Source organism: Vibrio penaeicida (assembly GCF_019977755.1).
Taxonomy (GTDB): domain Bacteria; phylum Pseudomonadota; class Gammaproteobacteria; order Enterobacterales; family Vibrionaceae; genus Vibrio; species Vibrio penaeicida.
The window spans coordinates 1322018-1334032 of the sequence record NZ_AP025144.1 but is presented as its reverse complement, the minus strand read 5'-3'; the positions used below and the strand labels follow the sequence as shown (position 1 = coordinate 1334032).

General features: G+C 42.4%; 10 protein-coding genes. 7 read left to right on the top strand and 3 right to left on the bottom strand.

The features are described from left to right. Positions 1-245 precede the first annotated feature (245 nt). From LDO37_RS06260 to LDO37_RS06245, 4 genes are all read left to right on the top strand, one after another. Positions 246-428: a hypothetical protein gene (locus LDO37_RS06260; protein ID WP_126606961.1), complete on the top strand. Its 183-nt coding sequence runs from the start codon at positions 246-248 to the stop codon at positions 426-428. 194 nt (positions 429-622) lie between these two features. Then, positions 623-1021, top strand: a complete 399-nt coding sequence (locus tag LDO37_RS06255; protein WP_126606960.1) for a PepSY domain-containing protein — start codon at positions 623-625, stop codon at positions 1019-1021. A gap of 5 nt (positions 1022-1026) precedes the next feature. Continuing rightward, entirely contained in the window at positions 1027-1686 is a 660-nt protein-coding gene (locus tag LDO37_RS06250) for a response regulator transcription factor (protein WP_126606959.1), read from the top strand. Further along, on the top strand, positions 1676-3025 hold the full coding sequence (locus LDO37_RS06245; protein WP_126606958.1) for an ATP-binding protein: 1350 nt from the start codon (positions 1676-1678) through the stop codon (positions 3023-3025). The genes LDO37_RS06250 and LDO37_RS06245 overlap by 11 nt, the downstream gene beginning before the upstream one ends. On the opposite strand, the gene LDO37_RS06240 is transcribed toward LDO37_RS06245, so the two are convergent. Beyond that, positions 3022-3477, bottom strand: a complete 456-nt coding sequence (locus tag LDO37_RS06240) for an Lrp/AsnC family transcriptional regulator (protein WP_101112193.1) — start codon at positions 3475-3477, stop codon at positions 3022-3024. The genes LDO37_RS06245 and LDO37_RS06240 overlap by 4 nt on opposite strands. A 134-nt stretch (positions 3478-3611) precedes the next feature. Between LDO37_RS06240 and LDO37_RS06235 the strand changes: the two genes are divergently transcribed. Both LDO37_RS06235 and LDO37_RS30320 read left to right on the top strand, forming a co-directional pair. After that, positions 3612-5423, top strand: a complete 1812-nt coding sequence (locus LDO37_RS06235; protein WP_126606957.1) for a trans-sulfuration enzyme family protein — start codon at positions 3612-3614, stop codon at positions 5421-5423. A gap of 342 nt (positions 5424-5765) precedes the next feature. Next, on the top strand, positions 5766-9059 hold the full coding sequence (locus LDO37_RS30320; RefSeq protein WP_126606956.1) for a M4 family metallopeptidase: 3294 nt from the start codon (positions 5766-5768) through the stop codon (positions 9057-9059). Between the two features lie 317 nt (positions 9060-9376). Here LDO37_RS30320 and LDO37_RS06215 read toward each other — a convergent pair whose 3' ends face one another. Together LDO37_RS06215 and LDO37_RS06210 are read right to left on the bottom strand one after the other, a co-directional pair. Further along, positions 9377-10666, bottom strand: a complete 1290-nt coding sequence (locus LDO37_RS06215) for an LssY C-terminal domain-containing protein (RefSeq protein WP_224055362.1) — start codon at positions 10664-10666, stop codon at positions 9377-9379. Between the two features lie 5 nt (positions 10667-10671). Further along, complete coding sequence (locus LDO37_RS06210) at positions 10672-11397, bottom strand: glycosyltransferase family 2 protein (RefSeq protein WP_126606953.1); 726 nt, start codon at positions 11395-11397, stop codon at positions 10672-10674. A gap of 274 nt (positions 11398-11671) precedes the next feature. Between LDO37_RS06210 and rplY the strand changes: the two genes are divergently transcribed. Continuing rightward, positions 11672-11950 carry a 50S ribosomal protein L25 gene (rplY, locus tag LDO37_RS06205; RefSeq protein WP_101112184.1) on the top strand — a complete coding sequence of 93 codons (279 nt, stop codon included), beginning with the start codon at positions 11672-11674 and terminating at the stop codon, positions 11948-11950. The last annotated feature ends 65 nt before the right edge of the window (positions 11951-12015 follow it).

Genomic DNA, 12015 nt, shown 5'->3' with positions numbered 1-12015 from the left:
TTGAGTAAATGAGTAAAGACTCAATAAAATCTTGCACGTAAAATAACCGCACATCCATCATCCGAATGGTCAGTTTGAATTGATTGCCCAACTTGTTTAATCGGATTGATTGAAAGATAAAAAGAAACTAAGCAATATGCGGTTAGGCACGCTTTTCATAGGCGTCCTGCGATTATGATTGAAGTATCTTTTTTTGCCCGCCATACGCGGGCTTTTTTTGTAATCTGTTTTTATTCGAGGGTACTTTGAGCCAATTTATCAATCTTTTCAGAAAGCTGGCTGCTTTTATTGCAGTCGCAATTGCGTTTGCTTTTGTCTATGGAAAAATACCAGAAGCGCAGGAAATGCTCGCGCTTAATGCTCTTATTATCTTTGCGGTTATCGCTTATAAACGTAAACGCGTTTACCGAGATAAAAAAGCGCGCTAGCGCTATTCTTAAAGGTCATTCGAAACCAGCCTATTAACGCACCCTGTTTTGCTCCACATTTTGCTTCACGCTTCTCTTCAAACTCGTCATTGATTCTCAAATTTGGCAGATTGTTGTTGTCATGCCTAAGTTCACTTTCTATTCATTTTTACTTGTTTATACTCCTTTACAGTTATCGCTTTTAAGGTAAGTCTATGTTTCGACATCCTATTGCAGCTATCGCTCTGCTTCTGCTCCCACTCGGGGTAAGTCAGGTCTATGCTTTCCAAGATAAATCTCCAAATTCAATTGTGATCGACGTTCCTCACGACGGGACTCGAATTGAAATAGATGAAGATCAGGATGACGTCTATGAAGCTGTTCAAGCAGGACGTATTCAACCATTTTCTGCCTTGTATCAGGCAGTTGAAAATCAACTAAATGGTCGTGTAATTAAAGTCGAGTTAGACGAAGATGATGACCAATGGATATATGAGCTCCGGCTAGTACACGATAACAATGTCATTAAAGTTGAATACGACGCGAGCACCCTTGAGCTAATGCAAATCAAGGGAAGAAACCTCAATCAAGTCATAAAGCAAAATAAGAAGTAACCAAAATGAAAGTACTCGTAGTAGAAGATGAGCCTCGTTTAGGCGAGCAAATTATTGAAACGCTTGAGCAGGCTGGCTGGGTTCCGGAATTATCAGAAGATGGGATTGATGCCTTGTACAGAGCCACATCCGAAGAGTGGGACATGATCGTATTGGATCTTGGGCTACCCAAATTGGATGGCCTAACGGTGCTTAAAGGTATACGCGATGAGAATATAAATACCCCTGTCATTATTCTCAGTGCTCGCGATACCTTATCTCAACGTGTTGAAGGCTTGAATGCCGGCGCAGACGATTACTTAACTAAGCCTTTTGAAATGGTTGAATTGATTGCTCGTATACGCGCCCAACTGCGCCGCGCTTCTGGCAATGCATCGCCTATTATGCAAGTTGGTGATTTAAGCTTAGACACACGCACCTCCAAAGTATTGTGGCAAGGACAAGCCATTAGCCTGACTGCACTTGAATACAAAGTTGTTGCCTACTTTATGCACAACGCAGAAAAAGTGATTTCTAGAACAGAACTGGTTGAGCATATATATAAACAAGACTTCGACAGAGACTCCAATACCATCGAAGTTTTTATTGGACGAATTCGCAAAAAGATCGCGCCAAATGTAATAAAAACAGTGCGTGGACTTGGGTATCAACTGAATGCTAATTAAACCCGCTTTTGTACGCCACTTAAGCCTAAGAAACCGCCTTCTTGCAGGGGCGGTTATTTGGTTAGGATTAATGGTATTTTCAGCTGGTCTTCTTATTCCCAATCTAATCAAAGATTACCTAGAAGAAGATATTCGACAGCAACTCAGCCTATCTCTGGACGAGCTCACAGCCAACATTGATGTGGATATGCACGGCAGAATGGTCATGCCGTTTAGGCTATCTGACCCTCGGTTTAACCGCCCATACAGTGGCTTGTATTGGATGGCTGTCACTGAAAACCAAGTCATGCGTTCGCGCTCATTATGGGACCAATTAATCACCTTTAAGCGCTTCAAAGGTGCAAGAGGGGCGAATGGCGAAAAACTCGTATATATCCAAAGAAACATTTACTTACCCGATTTTTCAGAACCTATAACCATCACTGTAGGGTTAGATGAGCAGCCGCTAGAAGATACGCTTCACGCTTTAATGGGTCAGATATCTCTGGTGCTTATGTTGCTTTTTGTCGGCATCCTAATTCTAATTGGTCTTCAAGTTTCTTGGTCGCTCCGACCTCTTGGGAAAATGCAAAAAGAGTTACATAAGCTGCGCTCAGGTGAGCAAAACTCCCTAGAAAACAACTACCCGAAAGAGGTTCAGCCTTTAACGTCGGATTTGAATGCCTTGCTTTTCCACTATCAGGAATTATTGCAGCGAGCTCGAAATCACGCGGGCAATTTGTCTCACGCATTAAAAACACCCATTTCCGTACTTAAAAACGAAGTATCTCAACTCGATGCGGATACCAAAGAAAAACTCGACCCCTCCCTTTCCAACTTGCAACAGCAAATTGATTACCACTTAGGGCGCGCTCGAATGGCGGGATCAATGCATATTTTGGCTGTTAGTTGCCAACCAAGTGACCAAGTCGATGCGATTTCCATCGCATTTGATAAAGTATTCGCAGACAGAGAAATCCTACTTATCAACGAGTTAAACTCAGACTTAAAAGTTGCAGTTGAAGCAACAGATATGGATGAAATGCTGGGTAACTTACTTGAGAATGGTTACAAATGGGCAAAATCACAGATCCGCGTCTATTCAGAACCCGTTTCCGACACTCAAGTGGCATTGGTTGTTGAAGATAATGGTCCGGGAATTCCGGATGAAAAGAAAGATCTTGTCATGAAACGAGGAGTTCGCCTCGATGAGGAAACACCAGGATCAGGATTGGGCTTAAATATCGTTCAAGAAATGGCACACAGTTACCGAGGGCAGCTTATTTTGGAAGACAGCGATTCGGGCGGCACAAAAGCCAAACTGATCATAAACTTGTGTACGAATCAGAAAAAGCGTTAACGAATAGGCAGCGCAAATTGCTTTTTAACCTGTCCGAACGCAAAGCTGGACTCTATCGACTCAATATGCGGTAAGCAAGTCAACTCTTTACGGATAAACCTTTCGTAAGTCTGTAAAGAGTGGCTGACCACACGTAAGAGATAGTCGTGACTGCCCGTCATTAAGAAACATTCCATCACCTCCTCCATATCTTGTACCATCGCCTCAAACTGGCGGATGTTATCTTCCGTCGGTTTTTCTAACTTAACTAGCACAAAAACATTGATTGGTAACCCACACTTTTCTTGGTCTACGTGAGCATGATACCCCTGTAATAACCCTTCTTTTTCAAGTGCCCTTACCCTTCTTAAACATGGGGAAGGCGATAACGATACCCTATCGGCCAATTCTTGATTTGTTAGCCGACCATCTCTTTGTAATTCATTCAATATCTTTTTATCAATGCTATCCATAAGTTGCTCAATATCACTCTGAATTAAAAATTCCTGCTAACTAATGATTAATTTAGAGCATATATTGCAATCATTCACCCAGAGCATGCACTTAAAATTAACAATATGTTAACCAAACCGTGCAAGGATGCTTTATGAACCCTGAAAAACAACTCAGTCCTTTAAGAAACTCAACATCTGAAGATGGGGCTTTTGCGCTTGCCATAGAACAAGCCGAACATTTTGGGATTGATGTCGAAACCGAATACGGGCGAACACTTGTAGAACTCGCGACAACCCTATATAACGCAAACAGCAAAACCCATGATTTATGGGCAATCACCATGGAAGGGTTAACCGATTTAGATAAAAGCGACAGAATTGCATGGTTTAACGCCAAAAGGTTTCTCTCATTTCAGCTGGCGAAAATCCTAGATAACCTTCAAAACCCAATGCGCGCCACTTATCAATCCATCGCAACGAATAACGGCCATTTTGCGGCTAAAGGGGCATACCCAATCTTTGATAATGTTGCCGCCATTTTTTCAGCAAGCCCTGTTATTACTCGAACGGCAACGTACCTATTTGCCTGTACCGAATGGGTCGAAGATGCGTTCAATGGCAGAGAGCCATTGCATGAAATTTATTCTCGCCTACTTAATCCAACCTCGATCAGTTTGGCGAATCACATCGTTGATATCGAAGCTGGAACAAATGCAGATCAATATCTAGCTTGGAATTTTAACTCCGGAATGGCTGCGATTGATGGGCTACTTAGCCATACTCTCGGTCGAGAAGACATCGTTATCGCTTCCCGAAATATATATGGCGGCTCATACCAGTTATTACACGATTGGTACCGAAAATCTTCTAATCTGGATGTCGCTATTGAGTGGGTAGATGGCTATGAAGCTAGCGACTTTTCCAAAGCTATGGATACGGTCGCAGAAAAATACTCAGACAGAATCCAAGCTGGCAAACAAATTTATATTTATTTAGAAAGTCCATGTAACCCACACGGCTACGTGCTCGACGTTGCTGGTATATCTAGAGCCGCTCATCAGCGTAACTGGATGGTGATAGTCGATACCACTGTTGGTACACCTTTTTTACACCCAGTTTTAAAGAAAGACGATCCCATAGAGCGACCGGATTTTGTTATCCATTCATACACAAAAGAACTAGCAGGCTCAGGAACCACGACAGCGGGTGTGGTCATTGGGCGTAATGAAGAAATGTTCATCCCCAAAGGCGACTCTGTTAGCTACAAGACTGCCAATGGCAAAATTCGCCAACGCAACTGGGATGAAACCCTTTTTTGGAATGTTTACTACGTGAAAGGCGCTTTTCTCGATGCAGATAAAGCATTTGAAGTGTTGAACGGTATGAAGACATTTGAATTGCGAGTGATTCAAAAGTCCGTGAACACACTGGCACTAGCGCGAGTATTTGATGCTCACCCTGATATTAACGTGTCTTGTCCTGGATTAGAAAGCAGCCCTAACTACCCTATTCTCAAGGAAAATATGCATTTATCGTTACCCGCCTCCTTGTTTACTATCGATATGGAAGGAGGTGACAGTCGTGAAGCTATAAGCCTAGACGTCTATAAGCAATTTTTCGATATGTTAGAACCCGCGATAGGGATGCAGGTCAGCCTTGGGCAGACGAATACGGTGGCGCTCTGCCCCGCCATGACAACGCATTCAGAACTCTCAGAAAAAGCGCAAGAAGACGCAGGTATCACCCCCACGACGATGCGAATTTCTGTTGGATTAGAAGATCCAAGAATGTTCCTTGCTCATATCGTAAATGCAGCAAAACTATCGATAGACTTGGCACACCCTGATTTTTCAACCCAATTCCCAAGTGCAGAAAAAATCGATGAGATCTATCTCAGTACGTACATGGAAGTCCACCAGAAATTTGCAATAAGCACGCCTAGTTTCAATCAGTACTCTGAATAGGGCTTACCCTAGCTTAAATCAAGCCAATAAGTACTATAAAACACTTAAGTACTTATTGGTTTTAGTCCCAATATCCAATACTTGCCTGTTGAGATCACGTGGTATCTAGAAAGTCATTGCTTTGACAAATCTAATGTCATTAAATAGGTCGAATATAAAAATGAAGTCGAAAACATTACAACAAAAACAACAAGTTATTCTATAAACAACGATCCATACACATATATTTAATGTAAATTGCATTTAGAAACACATTCTTCGTGTTCTGCCCGTCAGGAAGACAAACTATATATTGGCTAGTTAAAACTGCATTTTCAAAATGCAGGAAAAGGATATTTCACCGTGTTTAAGTATGCTGGGCAAACCTCGCCTACAAAAAAGTTAAATATGCGCCCTAATAAAATTGTTATCGCACTTTGCGCTTCGATTTTACCCGTTTCCTACTTCCCTAACGCAATCGCTGCAAATTCTGTTTCTCTGAGCTTACACCATTTACAGAAACAGAATGCTTTATCAAGTACTCAAGGAGTTCAGCAGACGGTCAATGTCACGTCGAGCAGTAACGCAGTTTTATCTGAACTCAAAAAGGTTTACGCACTTTCGGATAATGAAGAGTTCCAACTATTAAAAAGTGTACGTTCATCTTCTGGACAACTTCATCAAAGGTACGTTCAAACGATCAACGGTGTGCCTGTGTATGGCAAACAGGTATCAATCCATATTGATGACCAAGGTGTCTATTGGTTAGGTGGGCAAGTATTAGTCGGGGCAAATCAAGATGTTCAATCAGGCGCACTTCTTCGTAGTCTGACTGATTTAGAAGCAAAGAACTTAGCAAAAGCGTATTTTGATGCCCATTTTGCAAAAGGAAAGTTATGGACTTTTGAGCGCGAGAATAGCCTCACCACCATTGCATTAAAAGAACAACAAGCATTCGAGGTTAAACACGTTACGTTCATCGCGACACCTTATGGTCACGTAGCAAACCCTATTCGTTTCAACGCGTTTGTAAATAAGCAAGGAAAAGTTATCGAAGCGTGGAATTCCATGACACATGCCCAAGCAAGCGGTCCTGGTGGGAATCTAAAAACGGGGCGATACAATTACGGCACAGAATACAACCACCTAGAAGTGACTCAAAATGGAACTGAGTGCTTACTAGAAAACGATCGGGTTAGAACTCTTAACATGAACCACTCCAAATATGGAGGCTCGGTTCATTCTTTTACTTGCTCAACAAACAATGATAAAGAAATTAATGGCGCGTATTCACCATTAAACGACGCTCACTATTTTGGTGGGGTTGTATTTGACCTATATAACGATTGGTTCCAACTTTCTCCATTGAGCCAAAAGCTCGAGATGCGAGTCCATTACGGTAACGGCTACGAAAACGCGTTCTGGGATGGTCAAAGAATGACCTTTGGGGATGGTGCCAGTCGCTTTTACCCACTGGTCAGCCTCGATGTCGTCGCACATGAAGTGTCCCACGGGTTTACCGAGCAAAACAGCGGTCTTATCTACTCAAACCAATCTGGAGGTATTAACGAATCGTTTTCAGATGTGGCTGGCGAAGCGGCAGAGTACTTTATGACGGGCAGCAATGATTGGCTGGTCGGAGAAACGATATTCAAAGCGACGGGGCAGGCACTTCGATATTTAGAAGATCCTACCAGAGATGGCAGCTCTATAGGTCATGCCGATAACTATTACGACGGTCTTGATGTTCACTACAGCAGTGGGGTATTCAACCGAGCTTTTTACTTACTCACAAACTCGACTGGATGGAATATTCAAAAAGCATTCACTGCCTATGTGGATGCCAATCGATTTTATTGGACCCCCAGTACCACATATGTCGAAGGCGCATGTGGAGTAATTTTGGCAGCCAGAGACAAAGGGTATGACTGGCAAAAAGCCTTTGAATCATTTCAACAGGTAGGTGTCATTTGCGACGATATACCAATTGATACAGATGGCGATGGCATGCCTAACACATGGGAAATCACTTATGGGTTGAATGAAACGAGTGCAAATGATGCTGAACTGGATGGTGACAGTGATGCCTTAACAAATTTGCAAGAGTTTTCATATAAAACTAACCCACTAGTTCCAGACACTGACGGTGACGGTATCAATGATGGTGAAGAGGTCAGAATTGGAACAAAACCAAACGATGTAGATTCTGACTCTGATGGTTTACCTGATGGTTGGGAAAAAAATATCGGTCTGGATCCATTAGACTCTGCCGATGCAGTTTTAGATTTAGATTCCGATGGCTTCACAAATAGCCAAGAATATCAAATGGGTACGAAAGCGAACGATGCCTACTCTTATCCACCTTTACTATCAACCCTCCATGAATCTTTTGAAAATGGTTCACCAATTGGTTGGAGCACACCAACCGAGGCAACCAAAGGCTGGATTATTTCAAATTCCAACAACACTCATGGAGTGGCAAGTTTTGTCTCTGATGACATTAAAGATAACCAATCATCACAGGTCACATTTTCAAATATCTTTGCTTCGGGCATATTAACATTTGATTATAGAGTCGAATCTGAAGAATATTTCGACTACTTTGAAATGTACTTAAACGATAGTTTGGTGATTAAGAAATCGGGTTATCACTCAGAGAGTGTAACTATTGCCGTTCAGGAAGGATTCAACACTCTTCACTTCAAATTCTCTAAAGATTACTCCCTGTCTTCTGGATTTGATTCTGCATGGATTGATAACGTTAAATTTGTTGCGACCGACTCAGATTCTGACGGGATGAGTGATTCATGGGAAAACAAATATGGCTATGACCCGCAAAACGCAGGCGATGCTAGCTTAGATAGTGACAATGATAACTTAACCAACTTAGAAGAACACAATGTTGGTACAAATCCGAATTTATCGGATAGCGATAATGACGGTCTTTCTGATTATATAGAACTCAATGATTCCCATAGTAATCCAACAATTCATGACACCGATAACGACGACATTCCAGATGGTTGGGAATATAAAAATGGTTTAAATCCAAACGATCCATCCGATCGAGATTCTGATGCCGATTCTGACACGCTATCAAACCATGATGAATACGTTCACCAAACAAACCCACAAAATTCCGACAGCGATAGTGATTTACTCAGTGACAGTGAAGAGATTAATGTTGTAGGTTCGGACCCAACGAAATCTGATTCTGACTCAGACCTTCTTCCAGATGGCTGGGAAGTAGAACACAATCTGAATCCTCTTTTAGAATCCGATGCAAGGTCAGACGAAGACAATGATGGATTAAATGCATTGCAGGAATTTGAGATAAAATCCAACCCGAACAAATCAGATTCTGACGGTGATAGCATGCCGGACAAATGGGAACACGATAATAATCTCGATCCAACGGATGCTGCTGATGCTACTGGGGATGCTGATGGAGACTCTCTAACAAATTTGGGCGAATACATCGCGAAAACAAATCCAATGGATCCTGACACTGACAACGACGGAATGCCAGACGGAAGTGATTCGGCTCCAACCCAAAAACAGATTGAAGCAAGTGGTTCCAGCGGTGGTTCCACCTCGATGCTCGCTTTGTTTGGATTATTCTTACTCGTGTTAACACGTCGAAAAAATAAAATCTAGTTAGCCGAAAGCCCTTGAATATACTCAAGGGCTTTTTTATTCCACTGCAGATTAGGGTCTGTTGACCTTTCGTGGTTAAATTTTGTTCGAGTTCTATGCCTTTTAATCGCGGCGCAAGGTGTGTAGCCTAGTCACTCTAAGCAAATACCTTGCAACAAAGAGTAAAATGCATAGAAACGAACCCTTCGGGCTGCATTTGTGGCTTATTTCTACTGCGTTATCGCTCATTGATGTAGAGCGACTACACCGAATAAGCTCTGCCTTGTATAAATCACCCACAAATTGCTGCAAAAATCATCTTGAAAGGTCAACAGACCCTAGTCTTTATTAGATAGCAGAGTATGTGCAGCTGACGGATTTAAAGCTTTCGGCTGTATAACTGAAACAAACCCGTCGGAGTAGTAATCTTGTGATTCATTAATTACGCTAGGAGATGTCACTTTTAAGGGGGCCGATTCCCAAAGCGTCGTTTTCAGTTCGACTTCCCCTGCAAAGCGATCGCGCTCTTTATCAACGTTTGGGTCGATTTTGTGAAGTACCGTTACAATACCGTTGTAATGAGAAATCTTAAGGCCGGAATCATAGCTTATTGCCCCTAGCCATACTGGCTGGTTTATTTCTTGATTAATCCCAGCATTCCACCAGCGCACATGGCTTCGGTTCAATAAGTCACCAGGCAGTTGGTACGCCAGCCATTGCGGTTCACCTTTCCAATACAAATCAGATATAGGAGGAACCCTCTTATCCAACATCGTTAAATATTCTTTTACTCTAAACTGATTTCGACTAAATGTTCGGTTCTCTATCCACCCCATCTTGTTCATCAAGGTACCGGGGGACTCACCGATAAATATTAGGTTTATTGCCTGTGCGTCATATACATCTGCTTTTCCCGGGTAGACATTGAAATCTGCCCGTTCAAGATTGTGATGATTTGATGCCGTGGGTTTACTTGCAGGGTAACTTTGAATAAAAAAGTGATAATAATTCAAACTCAATAACCCTAATACACCAAAAACCAAGATCCTAGCCGTGGCCTTTTTAGCCCCTACTTTTCGAATCCAATAGAAGCTGAATGCAAAAACAACAGACAATAGAGAAATGAGTGCGATGTGCTCTTTTACAAAAACTTGAATTTGAGTGAGTAGATCAAAAGAATCTAGCCCATAAGAAATCAAATAACCCCAGAATATAAATTGCCCCACTCCTATGATAATGCCGATGGAATCATAAAGCGTAAAACGGCGCCAACTTACTCTGCTTCCTCCAGCAATAAAAGGGACGACCCAAGCAACAGGACCAAGTAAGCGAGCGAAAGTAATCACCCAAGCCCCTCTCCGATACATCAGAAGCCGAGCTCGTGCAAAAACCCTACGTAAACTTGGCTTCATGCGAATAAGTTTACGTTGAATAGCATAACCGTGGTTCCGACCAATAAAATAACTGCACTGATCACCAACCATTGCCCCTAAAAGCACAGCCCCTACTCCTGCAGCACTTCCCTGCTGAAGTAAGTAGCCTGCGCTTAGTAGGAATGGCTCCCCCATTACTATTAAATTCGGACCTATTAGTCCATCCAGTAATGCGCCAAGGAATAACGTAAGCATTTCCATTAGCGAGTGTAATGCCCGAATTTATACTCCATTTCTTGGTTACGCATCTCACCAAAGAAAAATCGCCTAACATTCGCTTTTAGATATAACCATCCGGTTGCAGCAAAGCCGTCTTGATCTAAACGTCGAGGGTCGAATTCAAATGTCATAGGCAGGAAGCGAAAGCGCCATGTTTGGCTCGCACGTTTCACATAGTCACAGTCTTCACACAACGTAATTTGTTCATCAAACCCATTAAGATCGGTATGCGCTCTTTTGGTAGAAAAAATACAAGCACCTACTGCCGTTGGAAACGCAAATTGGGTGACAAACAGTCCCGCATTAAATAACCCGTAACCCGCCTTATGTGCTAACGGAAGATCTTTTGCCCCCATATAGACGCCGGCTACTTCCAACTTCGTTTCAGAAAGCTTTTCTATTGCATTTTGTAAGAACGATGGTCTTAATCGAACATCTGCATCCAAAAAAAGCAGTCGATTGTGTTTAGCTTTTGAAGCACCGGTATTCCTGCCCAAGCTGACACCTCTTTCCCTCATGTTATGTACAGTGAGGGCGGGTAAATCTTCACTAAACGAAGACGCGACGTTGATGGTTTCATCATCACTGTTAGAATCCACCACAATCACCTCAAAGTTCCGATAGGTCTGCTGACTTAGGTCTTTTAGCAAATTGGCTATTCGGGTTTCTTCATTCAATGTGATCACGATGATGCTGATAGGTTCCATAAGTTCACTCTCTCTTCTGCTTGTTTGTCACGCTTAAGCTATCAAGCTGAGGATTAACTCATGGTGAGGCTAAGATTCACTTTCCATTCATCGTACTGTAAAAATAGTATTCTTACTTGATAGCGTATGAATTTACTTGCTCCAAGAAAGCCAGAATGTTAGTATCCGCGCTCGCTGTTGACTGACTTGTATAAGCTAATCCAGCGCTAGCATCATCGACTAGGTCGCTATGTTGATGGTGAACTTTAAATTTTACTATTTGAGAGTAAATCTTATGAAATTCGAAGCAGTAGTACGTACTGAACTAGGTAAGGGTGCGAGCCGCCGCCTACGTCACGCTGGTAAATTCCCAGCAATCGTTTACGGTGGTGAAGCAGCGCCTGTTTCTATCGCTCTAAACCACGACGAGCTAATCAACCAAATGGATAAGCCTGAATTCTACGAAGCAATCACTCTAGTGATTGACGGTGCAGAAGTTAAGGTTAAGCCGCAAGACGTTCAACGTCACGCGTTCAAGCCAAAAGTTGAGCACATGGACTTCATCCGCATCTAATTCCTCACCAAGGAATTAGCCGGATAAATCCAGCCTTTTGCATATAAAGATTCTCGGATTTACCA

What these genes read in the sequence shown, in the direction of transcription:
- LDO37_RS06245 (WP_126606958.1), top strand. Translation starts at nt 1,676, where the DNA reads ATGCTAATTAAACCCGCTTTTGTACGCCACTTAAGCCTAAGAAACCGC.
- LDO37_RS06250 (WP_126606959.1), top strand. Translation starts at nt 1,027, where the DNA reads ATGAAAGTACTCGTAGTAGAAGATGAGCCTCGTTTAGGCGAGCAAATT.
- LDO37_RS06215 (WP_224055362.1), bottom strand. Translation starts at nt 10,666, where the DNA reads ATGCTTACGTTATTCCTTGGCGCATTACTGGATGGACTAATAGGTCCG.
- LDO37_RS06240 (WP_101112193.1), bottom strand. Translation starts at nt 3,477, where the DNA reads ATGGATAGCATTGATAAAAAGATATTGAATGAATTACAAAGAGATGGT.
- LDO37_RS06235 (WP_126606957.1), top strand. Translation starts at nt 3,612, where the DNA reads ATGAACCCTGAAAAACAACTCAGTCCTTTAAGAAACTCAACATCTGAA.
- LDO37_RS06210 (WP_126606953.1), bottom strand. Translation starts at nt 11,397, where the DNA reads ATGGAACCTATCAGCATCATCGTGATCACATTGAATGAAGAAACCCGA.
- rplY (WP_101112184.1), top strand. Translation starts at nt 11,672, where the DNA reads ATGAAATTCGAAGCAGTAGTACGTACTGAACTAGGTAAGGGTGCGAGC.
- LDO37_RS06255 (WP_126606960.1), top strand. Translation starts at nt 623, where the DNA reads ATGTTTCGACATCCTATTGCAGCTATCGCTCTGCTTCTGCTCCCACTC.